A 20018-nucleotide genomic window follows, 5' to 3' on the forward strand; every position below is an offset into this window, starting at 1 on the left:
AAGAGGGGGAACGGCCGGCCGTCTTTCGGAGTTAGATGTTTCGGAGGGTAGAGAACGCGCCCCGGCACCGGGAATCGCTGGGGGACCCGCCACGGAATGTGCCGGCCCCCGCGGTGTCAGGCTTGGCTGCCCTGATCATCTCGGCAGGTGGGTACCCCGTCCAGCCAGGCCGGGCCCTGGATGTAGATGTTGGTGACCCAGGCCCGGTAGTCGGGCAGATAGGACCAGGCGTCGTTCGTGTAGCCCTCGGCGGTGACGGTCTCGGCGTGCTTCTGGCACTCGACGCGGATGGTGGTGGCGTCGGGGAAGGCGTAGACCCGCGGGCTGGGGGTGGAGGCCTTGGTGTGCGTCCACACTCCGGTGCCCCAGGTGCGGTGGACGTGGCCGGTCACGGCGCCGGTGTTGACCCGCAGCGCACCGAAGTAGTCACCGCCCAGACGTACATCGCTGACCATGAGGCGGGTGCCGGACTGCCGGGCCTCGACCATCTTGCCCGCGCCGAGATAGATGGCGATGTGATGGATGGTGGCGGACGTGCCGTACGCCAGCAGGTCACCGGGGAGCAGCGGCGCCTGTCCCTGTGCGGCGGTGAAGCGTGCGGCGGCGCGGACGCTGTAGTACTGGGTGGCCGCGCTGCCGTTGAGGATGTCGGAGCCGGCCGCCTGCGCGTAGGCGTAGCGGACCAGGCCGGAGCAGTCGAAGCCCCGACGCTCCGGGTCGTGTTCACTGGCCGGATCGGTGGGGTCGATCTGGCCGTAGGTGGGGCCGGGCTCGGCACCGTGGCCGCCGCCCCAGCTGTACCAGGTGCCGGCCGCGACCTGCGCGCAGGCCGCGGCCACCGCTCTGGCCGCGGCGTCGGAGGCGCCCGGCGCCAGGACCCCGCAGGTGTCGGCGGCTCGTTCGGCGGATGCCGTCGTGACCGCGTCTGCCGACGCGGTCCCGCTGAGAGGGCTCAGCAGGACCATGGCCGGCAAGGCCATGAGGACGCTCAGGATCGTGATCAGTGTGCCGCGGATGCGCGTACGCATGTGGTGTCCCCCGTCGGTCGGTGGTCGGGGCTCGTCGTCCGGAGCCGTGCCCTGTCCGGTGGCGATGCCCTCGTCACAAGGCTGGTTCGGCCGTGACGGCCGTGTCCAGGGACGCGGGGTCGACCGTACGGGCGGGAAACGGGAAACCCCCGGGGAAACCCTGCCCGTCAACGGCCTGACCGGTGCTCTCAGCCGTCGCAGGACGCGTCGGCATTCCGTCGGGTGGCGGCGCCGTGTCCGCGCTTCCCGTCGGCCGTGCCGCCGAGCCGGCACACGACCGTGAGTCTGGCGTCGACGTCGAGGTCCCACAACCGCACCGTGCCGTCGTTGCTGGCGCTGGCCAGGCTGTGGCCGTCCGGGGCGAATCCGACGCCCCACACCGCGTTGGTGTGGCCCGTCAGCGCGGCGAGTAGGCGATGTCCCGGTACGTCCCACAGCCGTACGGAGCGGTCGTTGCCGCTGCTGGCCAGTGTGCGGCCGTCCGGGCTGAAGGCGACTCCCCGCACCGCGCCGGAGTGGCCGGACAGCGTCGCCAGGAGACGCCGGTCCGCGGTGCGCCACAGCCGTACGGTTCCGTCGTTGCCGCTACTGGCCAGTCTGCGGCCGTCCGGGCTGAAGGCGACCCCCCGCACCGCGCCGGAGTGCCCCTTCAGTACTCCCAGCGGGCGCTGTCGTGCCACGTCCCACAGGCGCACCGTCAGGTCGTCCCCGGCGCTGGCGAGGGTCCGGCCGTCCGGGCTGAACGTGACATCGTTGGCAAAGTCCGTGTGGCCGCGCAGCGTTGCCAGCTGTCGGTGGGTCGCCGTGTCCCACAGCCGGACGGTGTGGTCGGATCCGGCCGAGGCCACGGTGCGGCCGTCCGGCGCGAACGTCACCGCGAACACCGAGCCCGTATGCCCGCTCAGCACGCCCAGTTGTCTGCGTCCCGGCACATCCCACAAGCGCACGGTCGCGTCGGAGTCGGCCGAGGCGAGCGTGCGGCCGTCCGGGCTGAACGCCACCGCGAACACCGAGCCCCGGTGCCCTCTCAGCACCGCCAGCTGTCGGTGTTCGGCCACGTCCCACAGGCGCACGGTGTGGTCCGCGTCGGCGGTCGCCAGAAGGGTCCCGTCAGGGCTGTGCGCCACCTTCCACACCTCGGTGAAGGGCCGCGCGGTGAGCACGGAGCGGTCCAGGTCCCAGACCACGGTGGACTGGTCGAACCCGGCGCTGGCCAGCAGGGAACCGGACGGACTGACCGCCACACCCATCACGTAGTCGGTGTGTCCGGCGAGCGTGGTGGTCAGACGGCGACCGGCCACGTCCCACAGTCGCACGGCTCCGTCGCCGCAGGCGCTCACCACCGTGGTGCCGTCGGGCGTGAACGCCACGGCGTTCACGTCGTCACCGTGCCCGGTGAGCGTGGCGACGGCTCTGTGCCGGTCCACGTCCCACAGGCGTACCGTGCGGTCGGCGCCGCCCGTGGCCAGGGTGCGGCCGTCCGGGCTGAAAGCGGCTCCCAGTACTCCGTCGGTGTGCCCGGTGAGCACCACCGGCTCACGGTGTCCGGCCACGTCCCACAGGCGTACGGTCCCGTCGACGCCCGCGGAGGCCAGGGTGCGGCCGTCGGGTGCCCAGGACAACGCGTCGACGCCTCCGCCGTGGCCGGTGAGGGTGGTGGTCGACCGCTCCGAGAGACCGTTCCACAGCCGGATGCGGCCGTCGGCGCCGGCCGACGCCCAGCGTCGGCCGTGCGGCGCGAACACGACATCTCCGAGCCGCCCGGCGTGCGCCCGCACCAGTCCCACAGTCCGACCGTGCACCGTGTCCCACAACTGCACCGTGCCGTCCGTGCGGGCCGCCGCGAGCAGGTGCCCGTCGGCGCTGAACGCGACCGACCGCACCCGGCCGGACCCGGTGACGGTCGCGATCCGCCGGCGGTCCGAGGTCCGCCACAGCGCGACGGTCCCGTCCGAACTGGCCGTCGCCAGCCGCTTGCCCGCGGCGTCGAAGGCCACGTCGTTGACCGGCCCGCGCTGTCCGGTCAACCGCCCCGCGAAGTACTGGGCCTGTGTGCTGAGCAAGGCACCGCGGGCCTCCGTGGTCGGCGACGTGCGGTAGGCCCGCGCGGCCATGAGCATGGACTCCTCCGGCCGGCCGGCCGCCAGCGACGCGGCAGCCGCGGCGAGGGCCTGCGAGCGGGAGATGCGCCCCTTCTCCAGCGCGCTGGACCGCTGCTGCACTGCGAGGGCACCGGCGGTGACGGCCAGCACCAACAGTACGGTCAGCATCGCGAGCAGTCGCCGCTGCTGACGACCGTGCCGCCGGGCCTGCTCCAGACCGCGGCGCTCCTCCGCCTCGCTCGCCGCGAGGAACCGGGCCTCCTGGGGACTCAGTGCGGCCGCGCCGTCCACGTCCTCGGCCGCCCACATCCGGACGGTGGCCAGCCGGCCGCCGCGGTAGAGAGCCGACGGATCCCGGGCCTCGCGCTCCCATTCCGCGGCGGCATCGGCGAGTTGCTGCTGAATGAGCATCCCGGCGCGGCCCGCCTCGATCCATCCCCGCAGGCGCGGCCAGGCGTGCAGCAGCGCCTCGTGGGTGATCTCCACGGTGTCGCTGTCCAGGGTGATCAGTCGTGCGCGGACGAACGCGTCCAGTGCCCTGGCGGCGTCGTCCTCCTCCGTCGGCCGCTCCAGCAGAGCGGCTCGATCCACCCGCCGCCGGGTCTGCCCGCCGTCCTCGTCGACGTGCACGAGCCGCACCAGCATGCGGCGGATCATCGTCTGTTCGCCCGGATGGAGCCGCGCGAAGACGTCCTCCGCGGTCCGGGCGACCGCTCCCCGGATGCCTGCGGTGCGCTCGTATCCGGCGAGGGTGAGGACCCTGCCCTCGCGATGCCGCCAGGTGGCCAGCAGCGCGTGGGACAGCAGGGGGAGCGCACCCCGCGGGGCGAGCGTGGAGTCGGCCGGACCGGTACGGGGGTCGGAAAAGGATCCCAGGTCGCGCAGGATGAGCTGGACCAGGCCGTTCTCCATCGTCAGGCCGGCCCGCTCGGCCGGATGGGTGATCGCGGTGCGCAACTCCCCCACCGTCATGGGGCCGAGGACGAACAGGCCGTCGCCGAAGGCCGCGGTCAGCTCCGGGTGTTCGAGGCAGCGGCCGCAGAAGTCGGCTCGTACGCCCAGCACCACGACGGCCGCGGGTGACGGCTCCTGTCCCGCGTCCCGCCGCCCGGCCGTCCGTGCGGCCGCCGACACCGACAGCACCCGGATGAAGGTACGCCGCTCGGACTCGTCGGTGCACAGGGTGAAGACCTCTTCGAACTGATCCACCAGCAGCACCAGGCGGTGGCGCGGCGACCGGACGTCCTCCGCCGTCTCCGGCCGGTCGTCGGCGACCGAGTCCACGGCCCGCAGCAGCAGGTGCGGGTCGCGGGCCAAGTCCTCAGCGGTGATGCCGAGATCGGTACCGAGGACTTTGGCCACGCTGTACAGCAGTTCCTGCAAAGGGTGAGCGGTGGGTGTCAGCACGACCACCGGCCACTGGGCGGAACCCGCCATGGGCAGGGAGCCACGGCGCAGACGGGGCACCAGGCCGGCGTTCAGGAGTGAGGACTTGCCGGAACCCGAGGGCGCGACCAGCATGAGCGGCCCGCGGTCGACGCGTTCGAAGACACGGTCCAGCAGCGCGGCTGTCGCCTGTTCCCGGCCGAAGAACCACTCGGTGTCCTGGGCGGTGAAGGCGGACAGCCCTCTGTACGGGCTTCGTTCGGCCTCTTCCGTCGCGGCGGCCCGCTCCGCGCCACCGTCGGCCACCGCGCGCGGTAACAGCCGCAACAACTCTCCCCGCGCCGACAGCACCTCGTCACACCGGCGCGCCACGTCTTCCGTGGGCGGCTTCGCACCGTTCTCGATCTTGCTCAGATAGCCCTTGCTGTAGTGCACCTGACGCGCCAGCGCCGCCAGTGAAAGTCCCCGCTCGTGGCGCAGTTGCCGCAACCGCACGGCGAAGCCGGCGGCATCCGGGCCCGGTCTCCCCGCTCCGAAAGCGCTTCCCAGCGTGTCCGATTGCTCGTCCATGCCACCCCCATGGCAGTCCGTGCCGAGCCGCCGGCCCGGTCAAGACCGGCGAACTCATCACGCTACCGCTCGGCACCGACATACCGCCGGGCACCGGTGGAACGTACTCCGGAAGGATTGCGCGGGCGAACGTGCTCCGGACGGATTGCGGAGGCGAACGCCGCCCCCTGACCGGCCCGGGCGGGCTGGGACGGCGGGTGCGCGGCCTGCGCTCCTCAGCCGGAGTGGGGGCAAGCTGTCCCTGCTCACATGAGAGCCAATCCCGGCCGGCAGGGTGGGACCGCCCTCGCGACGTCGCCGTCAACGGCGTGCACGGACCAGGGCACCGTGCAGCGTGGGCCGAGGACCTTGTCCCCTCGCGGGCCGAAGAGGATCATGGCCATGTGCGGCACCCGGAGAAACTCCACGAACTGCTGGAACGCGCCGGACTCACGGCCGTTGAGGACGTGCGCCCGGGCAGCCTCCTCCCGCCGGAGGCCGGCTGGCGGATCGCGCGCGGAGTCGCGGCACCCGACGGCGCGACCCGGGGAACGCTCGATGCCGCGTGGTGGCGCCGACTTTGCGGTACCGACGGCGAGTTCCTGGTAGCGGTGCTCAAGCACCGGATCGGCGGCAACGACTCCTGGTGGACCCGGGTCCGGCACGTCGGCGGTGGCATGCCGGAGCTGACCGACGACCCCGGATTCGTGGCGCTCTCCCTCGACGGCCAGGTGCTGCTGGCGAAGGTGCCCGGCGCGGGCGGGCCTCGGACGACGGCCCTCGACGGACTGCCGGAACAGCTGGAGGAGGCCGCCTTGGCCGCCGGCCGCGAGACGGAAGCCGAGCGCGCCGAGGTGTGGGCGGCGGTGCCCGGCGAACCTGCGTGGCCGCTGCACTGGGCGGAGGGGATCGGGTCCAATTCGGCCGCGACGGACGAACTCCTGATCCGGCTGCTGGATGTGGAGCCCGGCTTCCTGCACGGATGCGACCGGCCCGCCGTGCTCGACGCCGCCTTGGCGCACCCCGATCCGCGAGTGCGGTCGAGGCCCGCCGACACCTTCCGGCCCAGACTCACGTCCGATCAGTGGGTACGCCTGGTCCGCGCCGAGCCGTCACCCGATCGACGCGTGCTCTGGGCGGAGCACGCTCGCCGCTGGGGCGCCGAACTCCCCGAGGACCTGTACGACGACCTCCTCGCCGGCCCGTCCCGCGCGCAGGCCGCCGAACTCCCGGCGCTTCCCACCCGGCTCCTCCCCGACCTCGCGGCGGATGAAGATCCACGGCTGCGGATCTCGGCGTGTGCCCGGTGGAAGGACCTCGCCGAGCCGCTGCTGACCGACACCGACCACGCCGTGAGAACCGCTGCGCTCCTCGCCCACCACACCGGCCCACCCGTGCCTCGCGAGGTCTTCACCGCACTGCCCGATCCGCGACAGGCACTCGAACGGTGCCGCATTGCGCCCGAGTTGGAGGCGGAGCTGGTCCGGGACGGAGGCGCTGAGGTACGTCGGGCACTGGCCGCCAATCCGTGCCTGAGCGCGCACGGCGTCGCCGTACTGGCGGAGGACCCGCTGGACGACGTCCGCTCCGCCGTGGCGCTACGGCCCGACCTCACCGAGGAGCAACGCGCTGCAATCCGGCAAGACTTCGACCCGACGTCGATGTCGCACGCCCTGCCCTGGGTCGAAGACCTGCACGGCAACGCCGACGCGATGCGCCGCCTGTCGGCCTCCTCCCACCCGCTGGTCCGCCGCAGTGTGGCCCGAGCCCGGCGTCTCCCGCCGGATGTCGTGGCACGCCTGGCGCGCGACGGGGACCGAACGGTCCGCCTGTTCCTCGCCGAGTCGTGCGAAGACGCGCCGGCCGACCTGCTGCTGGAGGTCTGGCGTTGGTGGGACGGCAGCTTCAGCCATCCCGGCCGGCCCCGAAGCCACCCCAACTTCCCCCGCGCGGGCCTGCTCCGCTACGCCGCCGACCCCAGCGGGCGCATGCGCCGCCTGGCCCTGGACGATCCGGAGTCGACACCGGCCGACGTCGCACGCCTGGCCCGGGATCCCGAACCAGAGGTGCGCCGCCGCGCGGCTGAGGACCCCCGGCTCACGCCGGCCGACGCGGTGCGGCTGCTGAACGACCCGGATGCTCACGTCCGCGTCACCGTGATGCGCAATCCGCGACTGCCGGCCCGCGTCCTGGCCGGGCTGCTGCACGAACGCAACACGGCCTCCGCGGCGAGCACCAACCCCGCGGTCCCGGTCCCCGTACTGCACCGCCTCCTTGTCGCGGCCGCCGCAGCCCAGCGCTGAACATCGACGTCCGGTCCCGCCCGGGTCTGTGGTCCACGCGACTCGGTGATCCGTTGCGGCGGGCACGCCGACGGGGGTGAGCGGTCGTGCGTCAGGCCGAGTGGGGCGCCGAAGAACCGAGAACGGCCGCGAGCCGGTGCGGGTCCCGTCGGGCGATGTTGTGGCCGACGGGGATCTCGTGAACGCGCCAGGCCGGGTCGTTGCGCAACCGTTCGGTCAGGGTCACGAACGGGCTGCCCGGCCGGGCGCCGCCACTGATGAACGTTCGGCCGGGCAGACTGCTGGAGTCGCTTCTCAGCCTGATCGACTGGACGAAGCTCGCCAGTGGGTGGGGCCGTGCGCGAGGGTCGAGCCCCTCGGGGACCGCCACCCATCGCCCGTCGGCGCGGGCGCCGGCGATGAACAACTCCCGGAAGCGGTCGCTGGTCAACGACCAGCAGGAATCCCCGTCTTCCGGGACGTAGGCGTCGATGAAGACGAGCTGGTCCAGACGGTCGCCGAGCCGGTCCGCGACACCGGCGATCACCATCCCGCCGTAGCTGTGCCCGCACAGGGCGACAGGCGTTCCGTCGCCGCGGTCGATGATCTCGGCCACCTGGTCGATATGGGTGTCGAGGTTCGGCGGACGGTCCCCATCCGCTGGGCCGCCCGCCTCCAGCCCCGACAAGGTCACCCCTTCGACGAGGTGACTGTCACGGTGCAGCTCGGCAGCCACCGCGTCGAACACCCACCCGCCCTGCCAACCGCCCGGCACCATCACGAATCTCACCGCGTCATCGTAAGTCGAGCGGACACGCGGAGGCGCTTGCGTCCGACGGGTTCCTTGACGAGAAGGCAGGGATGAGGATCAGCCGACAGCCGCGCGGATCGCCCGGTCCGCTGCGGCGAGTTGATCGTGCTTGTGGGCGGCCAGCCGTGCGACCCGATCGCCGCCCGCGTTCAGGATCTGCTTCTGATAGGCGGCATCGACGGCATACCAGGCGCCGACCACATTGGTACGCCGCTTGCACGTCACGTCGTCCTTCGCCACGGTCTTCTCCCGGTCCGAAACGCGTGAACCGCTGAACGCCTTGTCGTTGATGGCCTGCCAGGGATCCCGGTAGTGGTGGCCCTTCTCGCTCATGCACGCCGCCCAGGAGCGGAACACTCGCCTCACCCTCGGATCCTTCGCTGCCTTCACCACACTGTCACTGTCGATGCGCCGCACGATGTCGGCGTCGCCGAGCTGCCCCTTCCCCACCAGGGTGCGCCGCGCCTCGCCCATGCAACCCCCGTCCGGCACGGTGGCACCGCGGTAGGTGAGAGGTTCGTGGCTACCCGCCCGGGCACTGCCCGGTGCCGGACCGGCGAGGACCGTCAACTGGGCCTCGCTCAGCCGGGGCGGGTCCGGGGGTACGGCGCTCATGGCCTCCGGAAGGTGGTAGCCACTGGCCCGGGCGAGTCGCACGTCGGCGAGGCCGTAGCGGCGCTCGGTGCGTGAACGGACCACAGTGTCGGCTGCCTTGGCGGGCAGCCGGTACTCGATGCCGTACCGCTTCATGCACGCCACGGCCAGAAGGTTCTGCGCCCGGTTGAGCCGGTCCCACTCAGTGTCACTGAACTGGTATTTCTCCAACGGCAGTTGCAACTTCGCCGGGTCGAGAACCGTCGGCGTCGTCTCCACGGCGGGGCGTCCGGCGGCCCCGTCACCGTTCGCCGTGGCCGCGGAGCAGCCGACGACACTGGCCATCATCAGGGCAACCGCGCCGAGCGTCCTCGCTTTCATGGGTCTTCCCCTCCTCACTTGTTCGCTGCTCCTGGTGCCCTGCTCGGGTGGGTGCCGTCCCCACGCGCCGCGAGCACAAGCGAACCCGCGGGGCCCGCCCACTACGGACGAGCCCCGCCGGCTACGACGTGCCGTTGCCGCACGCAGAGGAGCGTGCCGTGGTCACACCCAGTTGAACGACGCGTTGTCGTTCCAGGCGTTCACCAGGTTCACCGAGCCGTAGGCCGGCACGTTGTCGTAGGGGCCGCTGAAGTTCTCGTTGTAGTAGACGCGGCCGAGCAGGCTCCAGCGGTTGTATGCCGACGCCGAGTTGTTCTTGACCCGCTGGCCCTGACCGGAACCGCCGGACAGGAAGACGTCGCCGCCGAAGTCACTGGTGGAGTAGAAGTAGTCGTGGAAGGAGCCGGTGAGGTCGCCACCCCAGTACATGCACATCTCGGCCGACTCGCAGACGCCGTTGTGTCCCGCCGCCTGGGCCGAGCCCGATGTGGCGACCGTTCCGGCCACCGTGGCCACAAGGACGGCCCCGGCCGCGGCAATCTTCTTGAAACGCACTGTTGTCTCCCCCTGATCGATGGTGCTGCCTGGTCTCTCGAGCTCCAATGTGGTCGCGCCACCTCCCCCGGGGCGACCGGTTTCCCGTTGCCCATGCCCGCGGAAGCGGGGAAACCGGCTCCGACCAGTCCTTCTCGGCGAGGCGGTCAACCCCGGCCGGACCCCCCAGGAAGCTCACCGGCGACAACAGCGCCGGCGAACCGGCTGACGCAGGCCATTCCCGCAGTCAGGCCGCCCCGGCGGGCACCGGGGCAGGCACGGCTGCCTCGCCGGGGTTGGACAGATCCACGAACAGGGCCACGTTTTTCTCGCGCCTGCGGCCACCGCGGCCCGGCTCACCTCCGCCGTCACGGCGACCGCGTAGGAGGGTGGGGGTGCAGACGATGTCCACCGGAACGCGACGCCGATCATCAGGCTCATGCCCGTGATGGAAATGGCGCTGCCATCGGGGGTTTCCCAGAACGTATGGCGCTTGCGGCGAAGCACATGTCGGCTCAGGAATCGGCTTCCATTGGTGACCGGCTTCCCGACAGCCTCGGTGACTCGTCGCGCCAGAACGTGTCGCTCGCGTGGGGCGTAGGGCACGGCGCTCCGCGCGGTACGTGGCGACAAGTCCGGCCGTCGGCTCGCTGCGTCATCTCTCGGGTTCTGCCGAGCCGTCCGGGATCATTTCGGCAGCTTCGATGCGAGTACGTCGACGTTCTCGATCGCGGGCGACACGGTGAACAGCTCCGCTGCCCGCTCCCCGAGCGCCGTGCCCACGCCTCCGGCCAGGTGCGCCTGTCGGCCCGCGTCGTCGGGGAAGACGTCGAAAATGCCGAACGTGGACGCGTCGAACTGGACGGCGAACCAGGCGCGGGTGTCCGGCTCCTGATCGACGATCGCCTGGGCGTCCGCCAGGAACTGCGCTACTTCTGCCTCCTTGCCCGGCTTCGCCTCCACCCGGACCAGCAACCCGACCCGCACCATGGCTCCTCCTTCGATTGCTACGTTGATGTCAACTCATTCGCGAATATCGCAGCGTTTGAGGCAATTCGTTCTTCGGGACACGCCGATGGGAGCACACTCCTCAGGAGAGGCGCATTCCCACAGGGCGCCAGCCGACGGTGGGGGTGGGTCCCCACGGTCGGCGCCTCGGCCGTGTTCACGAGCGTGTTCGGGCAGCAGACGTTTCCCGGCGTGGACCGCGCCCTGTGGTCGGCGGATTCACACCGGCGGAGCGGAGGTCGGCGTCGCCGGCTGCCGCCCGGCGATCACGGACGCGCGGACGGCTGATAGGCCCTGGCGGCGTCCTGCTCGGCGTCTGCGGCGTGGAGGACTTCACGCGTCAGCCGGTCGAGGTCGTCGGTAGTGGTGCGGTAGGTGCACAGGCAGGCTCGCAGGACGGTGCGGCCGCGGACCGCGGCGGTGGCGAGGTAGACGCGTCCGTCGTCCTGGAGCCGGCGGGCGATGCGGGCGTGCAGGGTGTCCGGGTCGACCCCGCCCGGGTCGGTGATCCGGACACACGCGACCGGCCACGGGCCGCCTGCCAGCAGTCGCAGCCGCGGTTCCGCGGTGATCCGGGCGCACAACCCGTCGGCGAGGGCCAGGTAGTGCTCGATCAGGCTGGTGACGCCTTCGCGGCCCAGGTGGTGGAGGGTGGCCCACCGGCCAAGGGCCCGGTGCCGGGACGGGTCAGCTCGATGCGCGCCAGCGGAACATGATCCGGACGGGCCCCGTCAACCACTGCACGTGGCTATGGGGACAGGAGGCGATGAACCGACCCCCCCCCAGGCGTACCGAGGGACGGGGTAACCGCAGAGGCGAAATTGGCGCGCCTGTACGTACAACCTTTCGTACCGCTCGTTCGTCATGGGGGCATCTGTTGTTCTGACAAGGAGTTCCGTTGCGTAAAGCAGTCACGGCGACCGCCGTGCTCACCGCCTCCGTCGCTGTCACCCTCACGCCGGTGACGTCGTCCGCCGATGCCCCCTTCAAGGGCGCCAACACGGCGGCCGTGCAGGACGACTTCAACGGCGACGGCTACCGCGACCTGGCTGTCGCAGCTCCGGGGGCCGCCAACGGCACGGTGGAAGAGGCAGGTTCGGTCGTCGTGCTCTGGGGCTCCGCGTCCTCGGTGAGTACGACGCGCCGTACGGTCATCACCCAGGCGTCCTCCGGAGTTCCCGGAACTCCCGAGGAATCCGACCGCTTCGGCAGGACTGTGGCCAGTGCCGACCTGGACCGCGACGGGTACGCCGACCTGCTCGTCGGTGCTCCCGGCGAGGACGTCGACGGCGTCGAGTCCCGGGGTTCCGTGACCGTGGTGTGGGGCGGGGCGAACGGACTCACTGGCGGCGCGACCATCGCCCCTCCGGCCGGATTCGGCGAGGGCAGGCGCTACTGCCGATTCGGGATGTCCATCGCCAGCGGCGACATGAACGGCGACGGGGCCCCGGAGGTCGGTGTCGGCTCGGCCTGCAGCCCCGCCTCCTACAGCGGCCCCTTCACCCGCACGGGTCAGGCCGCTGCCCGCTACCTCGAGGGACGGGAGAACGCCCGCGGCGTGGTGATGGGCGACGTGGACGGCGACGGCGGCGCCGAGCGCTTCTACCTGGCCGGGCCCACCGACGGCGACATCCGCGGACCGGTGATCCTCGACGCGGGTGCCCCCGATCCCGAGGACCCGTTCGTCAACCGGGGCATCGACCTGCCGTACGCCGACGGCCACGCGGGACAGATCGGCGACATCAACGGCGACGGTTACGGCGACCTCGTCACCGGCATCGCAGGCGACGACTCGCACTTCAACGCACCCACCCCTGCGGCCCACCGCGGCGGCGAGATCCAGGTTCTCTACGGCTCCGCCGCGGGCATCACCGCCGAACAGCAACCGCAGGTCTTCCACCAGGACACGGCGGGCGTTCCCGGCACCGCGGAGTGGGGCGACTGGTTCGGCCAGTCCCTGAGTGTCGGCGACGTAGACGGCGACGGGTACGCCGACGTCCTGGTCGGCTCCCCCGAGGAGGCCGTGGGTTCACTCGCCTCGGCCGGCACCGCAGTCCTCCTGCGCGGCTCCGCCTCCGGTCTGACGACTGCCCAGGCAGCCGGCTACACCCAGAGCACCGCGGACATCCCCGGCACCGCGGAGGCGGGCGACGGGTTCGGCGCCGCCGTCCACCTCGCCGACCTCAACAAGGACGGCAAGGCGGAGACAGTCGTGGGCGCCCCGAGCGAGAACGACGACGGCTGCCTCTGGGTGGCCCGCGGCTCGGCCTCCGGCCCCGTACTGACCGGCTCGGTCAACCTGTGCGGCGAGAACGCCGGCATCATCGTCGGCGAAACGACCAAGGGCTCCTTCGGTGGCGCCTTCACCAGCCCGCACATCGAGAGTTGATGCGGACAGTGCCTGACCGGTGTCGGGTACGACGCCGCACGTGCGTCGCCGCGGCCGTCGGAATGCAGCACCGGCCGACCGCGCCGGTCGACCTCTGACTGGTGGTCTCCACTGCGTGGGGCGGCGACCATCGGTACGCCCGGATCGCCCTTGATACGCGTCTTCGCAACCGAGGCCGACACGCCAACCGTCAGGGTTGAGGCCTCGGCACCGAAAAGGCGCGGTCGCAGGTTCCTGACCTCGACACGCCGTCCGTCCCCTTCAGTCGCACGGTGACCCGGCCGTCGGCGTCGTGGCTGTAGGCGATGGTGCAGATCAGTTGTTGCAGGCCGGTCCGCTTCAAGCCCGCCAGGGCCAGAGGCAGGTCGGTCGTGACCCGGTTGCCGTCCGGCGAGACCTTCACCTGAGACGGTCGGTCCGGCGAAGCGGGCGGAAGGGACGTGCGGAGCCCTGCTTTCCGGTCCTGTGCATCGGGGCCGGAAAGCAGCGCGACGATCACCTGCTCCGTCGGCACCTCGGATGGGGTGTCCGCGCCAGTGGGGCTCGCGGTGGCGACCATCCCGCCGTCGGAGCCGTACTCCATCGCGGGCTGGGCGGGCCGGATCACTGGATTGAGCTGGCCGTCGCGGGAGTGGAAGAAGAGCAGCATCTCGGTTTCGTCGTCGAAGAACGCTTGGAAGGAGGCCGGACCTCCTGCTTCGATGACGTCGGTCCCCTGGATGCCGCAGCCGCCGAGCAGCACCATTCCTGACGCGACGGCGACAGCGACGCCAGGCCGGCACACACGCAAGCGCCTCATCAGGGGCTCTCCTCCAGGTGGAGCGGTATCTCGACAGTGAAGACGGCGCCGCCCCCGGGGAGGTTCGCGGCGCGGACGGTTCCGCCGTGCAGCCGCACGTTCTCCAGGGTGATGGCCAGCCCCAGGCCGCTGCCCGCCGACCTCGTGCGCGCGGCATCGGCCTTGTAGAACCGGTCGAAGATGTGCGGAAGCACCTCGGGCCGGATGCCGGGCCCGCTGTCGGCGACCTCGGTGACCAGCACGGGCGGGCCGGATGCACGCGGCTCGCTGCGCAGGCTCACGCTGACGGGCGCGCCGCCGTGCCGCAGGGCGTTGCCGACGAGGTTGGCGACCACGACGTCGAAGCGGCGTGGGTCGATCCTGGCGCGGATTCCGGAAGGCAGACGGGTACGGACGCGTTCGTCGGTCCAGTGCCTGTTCTGCAGCGTCTTGTCGATGGTCTGCGCCACGTCGACTTCGTCGGCATTGAGCTCGGCCGCGCGGGCGTCGAAGCGGGAGATCTCCATCAGGTCCTCGACCAGCACGGCGAGATTTCCGGTCTCGGCGCTGACCAGGCGTACTGCCCGGGCGGTGTCGGAGTCCAGCCGGTCGGCGTCCTCGTCGAGGACCTCGGTGACGGCCAGCATGCCGGCGAGCGGGGTGCGCAGTTCGTGGGAGACGTCGGAGGCGAACCGTCGAGCGCGCGCCTCGGCCTCGCGCAGCTCGCGCACGGAGGTCTCCAGTGCGGCCGCGGACTCGTTGAAGGTGCGGGCCAGATCCGCCAGTTCGTCGCTGCCGCGCACCGTGATACGCGTGTCCAGTCTGCCACTGCCCATGCTCTGGGCGGCCTTGCGCAGTTCGCGCACGGGGCGCAGCACGCTGCGAGCGGCGAACAGGCCGGGGATCAGCGCGACGGCGAGGCCGGGCAGGGCACCGTCGCGGCCGGCCATGAGGAGCGCGTCGACGTTGACCTGTTCGTCGGTCATGCGCGTGACGGCGTAGAGAATGAGTCCGCTGGGCAGCACGCTGTGGGGGCCGGTCTTGAAGACGGTGGGCATGGCGATGGTCAGGTAGGGCACTCCGTCCTTGACGACCCGTTCGAAGCTGCCGTTGGGATGGGCCCGTGCGGCGCGGCGCAGGGCGGGCGTGATGACAGTGGAGACGGGGTTCTCACCGGAGGACGCCCGGATCGATCCGTACTCCGCGAAGACGACCCAGGGGTGGGGCTTCCCCGTGCGGGCGATGTTGCGCAGGGTTTCCTCCAGTCCTTCCTCCTGGACGGGCAGGGGCCAGCCGGTCTGCTGGACCTGCTCGCGGAACGAGGAGACCGCGGTGTCCTGGGCCGTCTTCAGCAAGGCGTTGCGGGCCTCGCGGTAGGTCAGTGCGGAGGTGGTGCCCGCGCTGACGGCGGCGACCAGCAGGAAGGCCGCCACGAGCCGGGTGCGCAGACCGAATGCCCGGGCCCGCCTCCGGGGCGCGGGAGGGTCTGCGGGTCTCGTGTCGTCGGCGGCGGGGCGGCGTCCGATGCCGGCGCCGCGAGTGCGGCGCTTGAGGCTGAGGGCGGAGGTCACAGGGGCCCGAAGCGGTAGCCGAAGCCCCGCAGCGTCTGGATGTACCGGGGGCTGCCCGCCTCGTCCTCGATCTTGCTGCGCAGTCGGGCGACGCAGGCATCGACCAGTCGCGCGTCGGCGTGGAAGCTGTGCTCCCACACGTGCTCCAGCAGTTGCTGTCTGCTGAACACCTGCTCGGGGGCGGCGGACAGATGCAGCAGCAGCTTGAGTTCGGAGGGGGCGAGCGGGAGGGGCCTGCCGGACTTGGTGACGCTCAGTCCGGTGCGGTCGATGGCCAGGTCGCCGTGGACCTCGACGGCCGTCCGGGCCTGACCGCTGTTGTCGATGCGGCGCAGTACGGCGCTGATGCGGGCCTCGATCACCTCGGTGCGGGCGGGCTTGACGATGTAGTCGTCGGCACCGGCCTCCAGGCCGATCACCACGTCGAAGTCGTCGCCCCGCGCCGTGAGCATGATGATGGGCAGCTGATTGTGCTCCCGTACCCGCCGACAGACCTGCACACCGTTCATGCCGGGAAGCATCAGGTCCAGCAGCATCAGATCGGGGCGGAATTCGGCGAGTGCGGCGAGACCGGCCTCGCCGGTCGCGGCCACCCTCACGTCGTGTCCACGGCGGCGCAGACCGAGTTCGACTCCTTCGCGTACGGAAGGGTCGTCCTCGATGAGGAGCACGCGGGGCATGGGCAGTTCTCCCTCGGTGGTGGTCAGGACCGGGCCACTCTTCGGCGCAGGACGGAGAGCGGGACGTCGAGTTCGCTGAGCCGCAGCGGGCGGGCGAGTACGGCAAAGGTGAGCACGACGACAGCGGCCCCGGCGGTTGCAGCGGCGAGCGCATCCGCCCGTGCGGCGACCGCCCGGCCAAGTGACCGAGCAGGGTGGCGGGGACCGCGACGACGAGGAGCGACCCGTCAGCCATGACGGCGCTGCTGCGCACCGCGGAGGCGGGCTACGCACGTTCCCCGCCGGGGAGTTGGCCGCTTGCCGTTACCAAGCTGCCGTCGCCGGACCGTTCTTCATCCGGCCGGACATGGTGGTGTCCGTACGGTCGGAGGGTTGGCGCTCACCGGCGGTTCAGGTACGCCTGGAAGGCGCGGTAGAGGGTCTGGTTGGCGGTGCCGCCCAACGGCTTCTCCCACTCCCCCAGCGTCTCGACGACCTGCCCGCCGGTGCCGAGCTTCCACCGCAGTAGCCCATACGCCCGTTCGGCAGGGTCGAGGGTGGAGGGTACGCCGCGCATGTCGTAGACGCCGGCGCCGAGCGCGTGCGCGTCCGACAGCATCCGCCACTGCAAGGCGTTCGAGGGCCGTACCTCCCGGCGATGGTCGGCCGATGCGCCGGTCTGGTACCAGACCCGGCCACCCACCGTGATCATCGTGTGAGCCGCAAGGATCTCACCGCGGTGACGGGCGAGATACAGCTTCATTCGTCCCGGCTCCTCGGCGTTGAGTGCCGCGTACTGACGCTCGTAGTAGGCGAGGGAGCGTCCGAGCCGGAAGCCGTCCCGCTGCTCCGTGATGCCCAGCAGCCGGTGGAACGCGGGGAGTTCGGCAGCACCGCCCACGACCACCTCCACGCCCTCCTTCCGAGCGCGCCGGACGTTGCGCCGCCACTCCTGGTTGAGGCCGGACCACAGATCCTCGGTGGTGCGTCCGGCGAGCGGTATCCGGAAGACGTGGCGAGGCTGGGCGTCCCCGCCGTCCGTGGACCCCTCACTGCCGCAGCGGTGCCACCCCCGGGCGCGCAGCCGGTCGGCGACGGCGCTGCCGAGCGGGTCGACCTCGCTGGCGAGCACGTCGCCGAGCCGGCGGCCCGGACCGGTAAGGGCCTTCAGCGCGGAGGCGTCCCAGCGCCGGTAGGCGGGCGAGGGACCCATACGTACGGCGAACACGCCCGCGTCGCGCAGATGGTCGAGCAGCGGCGTGAGCCACAAGTCCACGTCGGGATCCGCCCAGTCGGCCACGGGTCCCTCGGGAAGGTAGGCGAAGAATCGGCGCGTGCCGGGGAATTGACGCAAGAGCACAAGCGCCACTCCGCTCAAGGCACCCGATCCCGGGTCCGCTCCCCAGCCGAGCAGCCGCGCCTGCCAGCCCTCCTTCACGTCGGCCCAGGAGGGGCACTGCAGGAAACCGGGGCCGAGGAACCGGCCGGCGGGCGACGACAGGAAGGCACGGTATGCCCCTGGCGTGACCGGCCCGAGGGACACGGGTTCCTTCCCCGCTCGAGGGACACGGCCGGGTGGTACGAGCAGTGCTGACACGATCTGATCCCTCATTGGTCTCCCCGGCTGGCGACGGGGTCGCTGAGGATGCTCACAACCGCCCATGACCGCTCCGCGCGCTGTATGTGACGAGGCCATGACCGTTTCTCACCAACCGCCGTCATAGTCCTCGATAGCGCCTGACCTGGCGTTTTCCGCCTCTAGGGTCGAGGCAGTCCGCTCGTCATCGGCGGAGTCGTCCGTCCTGGAGGTTTCCATGCATCGCGCACGTGTGTTCACCCATGCCCCGATACGGGCCGTCGTCGCCGCAGCCCTGCTCGCGCCTCTTGCCGCCTGCTCGCCGAGTTCGTCCGCTTCCGCTTCGCACCCGCCCCGGGTGGCGAAGTCCGCGGACCGCCCCGTCGCGGTCACCATCTCGCTCAAGGGGCGGCATGCCGCGCCCGGTCGGCCGGTGACGGTCACGGCCGCGCACGGCCGTCTCACCTCGGTGACCGTCACAGACGCCGAAGGCCGGCGGCTGCACGGCAAGGTCGCGGACGACGGCCGACGGTGGGTCTCCGACCGCAAAGCCTCCCCCGGCACTGCGTACACGGTCGCCGCCACGACCCGGACGGAGCGTGGCACCACCGGCACGACGAAGGCATCCTTCACCACCGTGGAGGCGGACAGTGTCAACAAGGTCGACTGGCGCCCGGGCGCCGACACCACCGTCGGCGTCGCCCAGCCGATCTCCCTCGTCTTCGACCGCCCGGTCAAGAACCGCTCCGAAGTCGAGAAACACCTCAAGGTCACCACCTCGGAAGGCACGCTGGGCTCTTGGGGCTGGATACGCGACTGGTCGGGCAGGGACCGGGTCGACTGGCGTCCGAAGTCGTACTGGAAGCCGGGGACGAAGGTCACGGTGGACGCCGAACTGGACGGCACCGACTCGGGCCCTGACGGCGGTTGGTTCGTACGCGACTACACCACGCACTTCACCGTCGGCACCCGCCAGATCGCCCGGGTCGACCTCGACCGCCACCGGCTCACCCTGCTACGCGACGGCAAGACCGTCCGGAGCATCCCGGTCTCCGGCGGCACACCCGGTGGAGACAAGCGCTCCTGGCGCGGAACGGCCGTGCTCATGGCCAAGGAACGCACCATCAACATGAATTCCGAGACCGTCGGCCTCGGTGACGCCTACGACAAGACGGTCAACTACTCGATGCGGCTGACCTGGTCGGGCATGTACGCGCACGCCGCACCCTGGAACGCCCCCTACTTCGGCCGCGCGAACCACAGTTCGGGCTGCATAGGCATGAGCGACGCGGACGCGGCCTGGTTCTACAGGCAGGTACGGCCGGGCGACCCGTTCGAAATCACGGGCAAGGACACCAAGGGCGTGGTCGCTCCGGGGAACGGCTTCGGCGTGTGGAACGTGTCGTGGACCGACTGGCAGGCCAAGAGTGCACTGCGCTGAGGAGGACGGCGCCTACCTGTCGGGCGGCGCGGTGCAGGACCACGCCATGCCGACCTCGACCCTGTCTCCAGGAGGCCCGGCGGGTCGTCCCCTTGAGGATCGAGCCGGTGAGGCTCACGGACGCCGGGCGGTCGGGACATCGAAGGAAGGACGCCTCCGGCCGAGGCTCCCGGCGAGGTCGTAGCTGTTCGTGTCTCAGGTGGCGGTCGGCCAGGCCCGCAGCAGGGCCGCGATCTTCCCTGCGGTACAGGCAGGGTCGAGCAACAGATCCTTGAGGGCCACCGCATCCTGATGGCCGGGTTTGACGGGAATCCCGGCAGCGTCGAGGTACATCACCCCTGTGGCAGCGGCGACCGCCATGTTGGAGCGCTCCAGCCAGCGGCAACGGCCCAGCGTGTGCACCAAGGCCGCAGCCTTGGCATAAGGACCGCTGTACACCGGCTGTTCGAGCAATTCGGCCCGGTGGCGTGCGATCGCCGAGACCGGGACTCCATAGTCGTCAGGGGCCGGATCGTTCGCTCCGGCCGCCTCGGTGACCTGCAGGATCCAGGGGACATCGATGTGCAGTTCCATCAGGCCGCGTGCGTTCCCCGAGCCGCCTGCTGGGCTTCCTCGGCTTCATCGAAAACTGCCTGGTGTTCCGCCAAGAAGCGAGCAGCCGCGTCGACGGCTTGGGCACGCAGCCCACTGGCGTCCTCGTGCACGAGCCGGGCGAGGTAGTCCCCGACCCCCAGCCCGAGATCGGCAGCACGCTTCTTGGCGAGCTCCGCCACATCCTCGTCCACACGTGCACCCAGTTGCGTCTTGGCCATGGAGGCATGGTAACAGGTGTTACCATCACAGTCGAGTCCGCCGGCGCCATTCCCGGCCGCCGCCCACGACGTCGCCACGAACTCCGACAGCGGCCGAGCCATGGCCCACCCGCCGAT

General features: G+C 71.2%; 16 protein-coding genes. 3 read left to right on the forward strand and 13 right to left on the reverse strand.

Going from position 1 to position 20018, the window contains the following annotated elements; translation table 11 throughout:
* Positions 1–116 precede the first annotated feature (116 nt).
* Both ACZ4NT_RS29270 and ACZ4NT_RS29275 read right to left on the reverse strand, forming a co-directional pair.
* Positions 117–1028, reverse strand: coding sequence for an NlpC/P60 family protein (locus tag ACZ4NT_RS29270; RefSeq protein ID WP_467728291.1), 912 nt, complete (start codon positions 1026–1028; stop codon positions 117–119).
* Between the two features lie 188 nt (positions 1029–1216).
* Positions 1217–5086: an nSTAND1 domain-containing NTPase gene (locus tag ACZ4NT_RS29275; protein ID WP_467728292.1), complete on the reverse strand. Its 3870-nt coding sequence runs from the start codon at positions 5084–5086 to the stop codon at positions 1217–1219.
* Positions 5087–5469: 383 nt separating this feature from the next.
* On the opposite strand from ACZ4NT_RS29275, the gene ACZ4NT_RS29280 reads away from it, so the two are divergent.
* Positions 5470–7368 carry a hypothetical protein gene (locus ACZ4NT_RS29280; RefSeq protein ID WP_467728293.1) on the forward strand — a complete coding sequence of 633 codons (1899 nt, stop codon included), beginning with the start codon at positions 5470–5472 and terminating at the stop codon, positions 7366–7368.
* Positions 7369–7459: 91 nt separating this feature from the next.
* Here ACZ4NT_RS29280 and ACZ4NT_RS29285 read toward each other — a convergent pair whose 3' ends face one another.
* The 5 genes from ACZ4NT_RS29285 to ACZ4NT_RS29305 all read right to left on the reverse strand — a co-directional run bounded on the left by ACZ4NT_RS29285 (position 7460) and on the right by ACZ4NT_RS29305 (position 11259).
* Positions 7460–8137: an alpha/beta fold hydrolase gene (locus ACZ4NT_RS29285; RefSeq protein WP_467728294.1), complete on the reverse strand. Its 678-nt coding sequence runs from the start codon at positions 8135–8137 to the stop codon at positions 7460–7462.
* Between the two features lie 78 nt (positions 8138–8215).
* The gene (locus ACZ4NT_RS29290; protein ID WP_467728295.1) at positions 8216–9133 is read right to left on the reverse strand and encodes a hypothetical protein; all 918 of its coding nucleotides are present in this window, start codon (positions 9131–9133) and stop codon (positions 8216–8218) included.
* Positions 9134–9295: 162 nt separating this feature from the next.
* On the reverse strand, positions 9296–9688 hold the full coding sequence (locus tag ACZ4NT_RS29295) for a peptidase inhibitor family I36 protein (RefSeq protein ID WP_121407771.1): 393 nt from the start codon (positions 9686–9688) through the stop codon (positions 9296–9298).
* A 666-nt stretch (positions 9689–10354) separates the two neighbouring features.
* Positions 10355–10657: an antibiotic biosynthesis monooxygenase gene (locus ACZ4NT_RS29300; protein WP_121407772.1), complete on the reverse strand. Its 303-nt coding sequence runs from the start codon at positions 10655–10657 to the stop codon at positions 10355–10357.
* A gap of 284 nt (positions 10658–10941) precedes the next feature.
* A complete protein-coding gene (locus tag ACZ4NT_RS29305) occupies positions 10942–11259 on the reverse strand; it encodes a hypothetical protein (RefSeq protein WP_467728296.1) in 318 nt (105 codons plus the stop codon).
* Between the two features lie 314 nt (positions 11260–11573).
* Between ACZ4NT_RS29305 and ACZ4NT_RS29310 the strand changes: the two genes are divergently transcribed.
* On the forward strand, positions 11574–13064 hold the full coding sequence (locus ACZ4NT_RS29310; protein WP_467728297.1) for an FG-GAP-like repeat-containing protein: 1491 nt from the start codon (positions 11574–11576) through the stop codon (positions 13062–13064).
* Between the two features lie 190 nt (positions 13065–13254).
* Here ACZ4NT_RS29310 and ACZ4NT_RS29315 read toward each other — a convergent pair whose 3' ends face one another.
* The 4 genes from ACZ4NT_RS29315 to ACZ4NT_RS29330 all read right to left on the reverse strand — a co-directional run bounded on the left by ACZ4NT_RS29315 (position 13255) and on the right by ACZ4NT_RS29330 (position 17669).
* The gene (locus ACZ4NT_RS29315) at positions 13255–13863 is read right to left on the reverse strand and encodes a hypothetical protein (protein ID WP_467728298.1); all 609 of its coding nucleotides are present in this window, start codon (positions 13861–13863) and stop codon (positions 13255–13257) included.
* Positions 13863–15368 carry an ATP-binding protein gene (locus ACZ4NT_RS29320; protein ID WP_467728350.1) on the reverse strand — a complete coding sequence of 502 codons (1506 nt, stop codon included), beginning with the start codon at positions 15366–15368 and terminating at the stop codon, positions 13863–13865. Before ACZ4NT_RS29320 ends, ACZ4NT_RS29315 begins: the two co-directional genes overlap by 1 nt.
* A gap of 41 nt (positions 15369–15409) precedes the next feature.
* Positions 15410–16093: a response regulator gene (locus ACZ4NT_RS29325; protein WP_467728299.1), complete on the reverse strand. Its 684-nt coding sequence runs from the start codon at positions 16091–16093 to the stop codon at positions 15410–15412.
* 379 nt (positions 16094–16472) lie between these two features.
* On the reverse strand, positions 16473–17669 hold the full coding sequence (locus ACZ4NT_RS29330) for a lipid II:glycine glycyltransferase FemX (protein WP_467728300.1): 1197 nt from the start codon (positions 17667–17669) through the stop codon (positions 16473–16475).
* Between the two features lie 217 nt (positions 17670–17886).
* Between ACZ4NT_RS29330 and ACZ4NT_RS29335 the strand changes: the two genes are divergently transcribed.
* Complete coding sequence (locus ACZ4NT_RS29335) at positions 17887–19089, forward strand: L,D-transpeptidase (protein ID WP_467728301.1); 1203 nt, start codon at positions 17887–17889, stop codon at positions 19087–19089.
* A 195-nt stretch (positions 19090–19284) separates the two neighbouring features.
* Here ACZ4NT_RS29335 and ACZ4NT_RS29340 read toward each other — a convergent pair whose 3' ends face one another.
* Both ACZ4NT_RS29340 and ACZ4NT_RS29345 read right to left on the reverse strand, forming a co-directional pair.
* The gene (locus ACZ4NT_RS29340) at positions 19285–19662 is read right to left on the reverse strand and encodes a fic family toxin-antitoxin system, toxin component (RefSeq protein ID WP_467728302.1); all 378 of its coding nucleotides are present in this window, start codon (positions 19660–19662) and stop codon (positions 19285–19287) included.
* Positions 19662–19901, reverse strand: a complete 240-nt coding sequence (locus tag ACZ4NT_RS29345; RefSeq protein ID WP_121408628.1) for a hypothetical protein — start codon at positions 19899–19901, stop codon at positions 19662–19664. Before ACZ4NT_RS29345 ends, ACZ4NT_RS29340 begins: the two co-directional genes overlap by 1 nt.
* Positions 19902–20018: the final 117 nt, after the last annotated feature.

This window comes from Streptomyces sp. NPDC026417 (assembly GCF_055567695.1).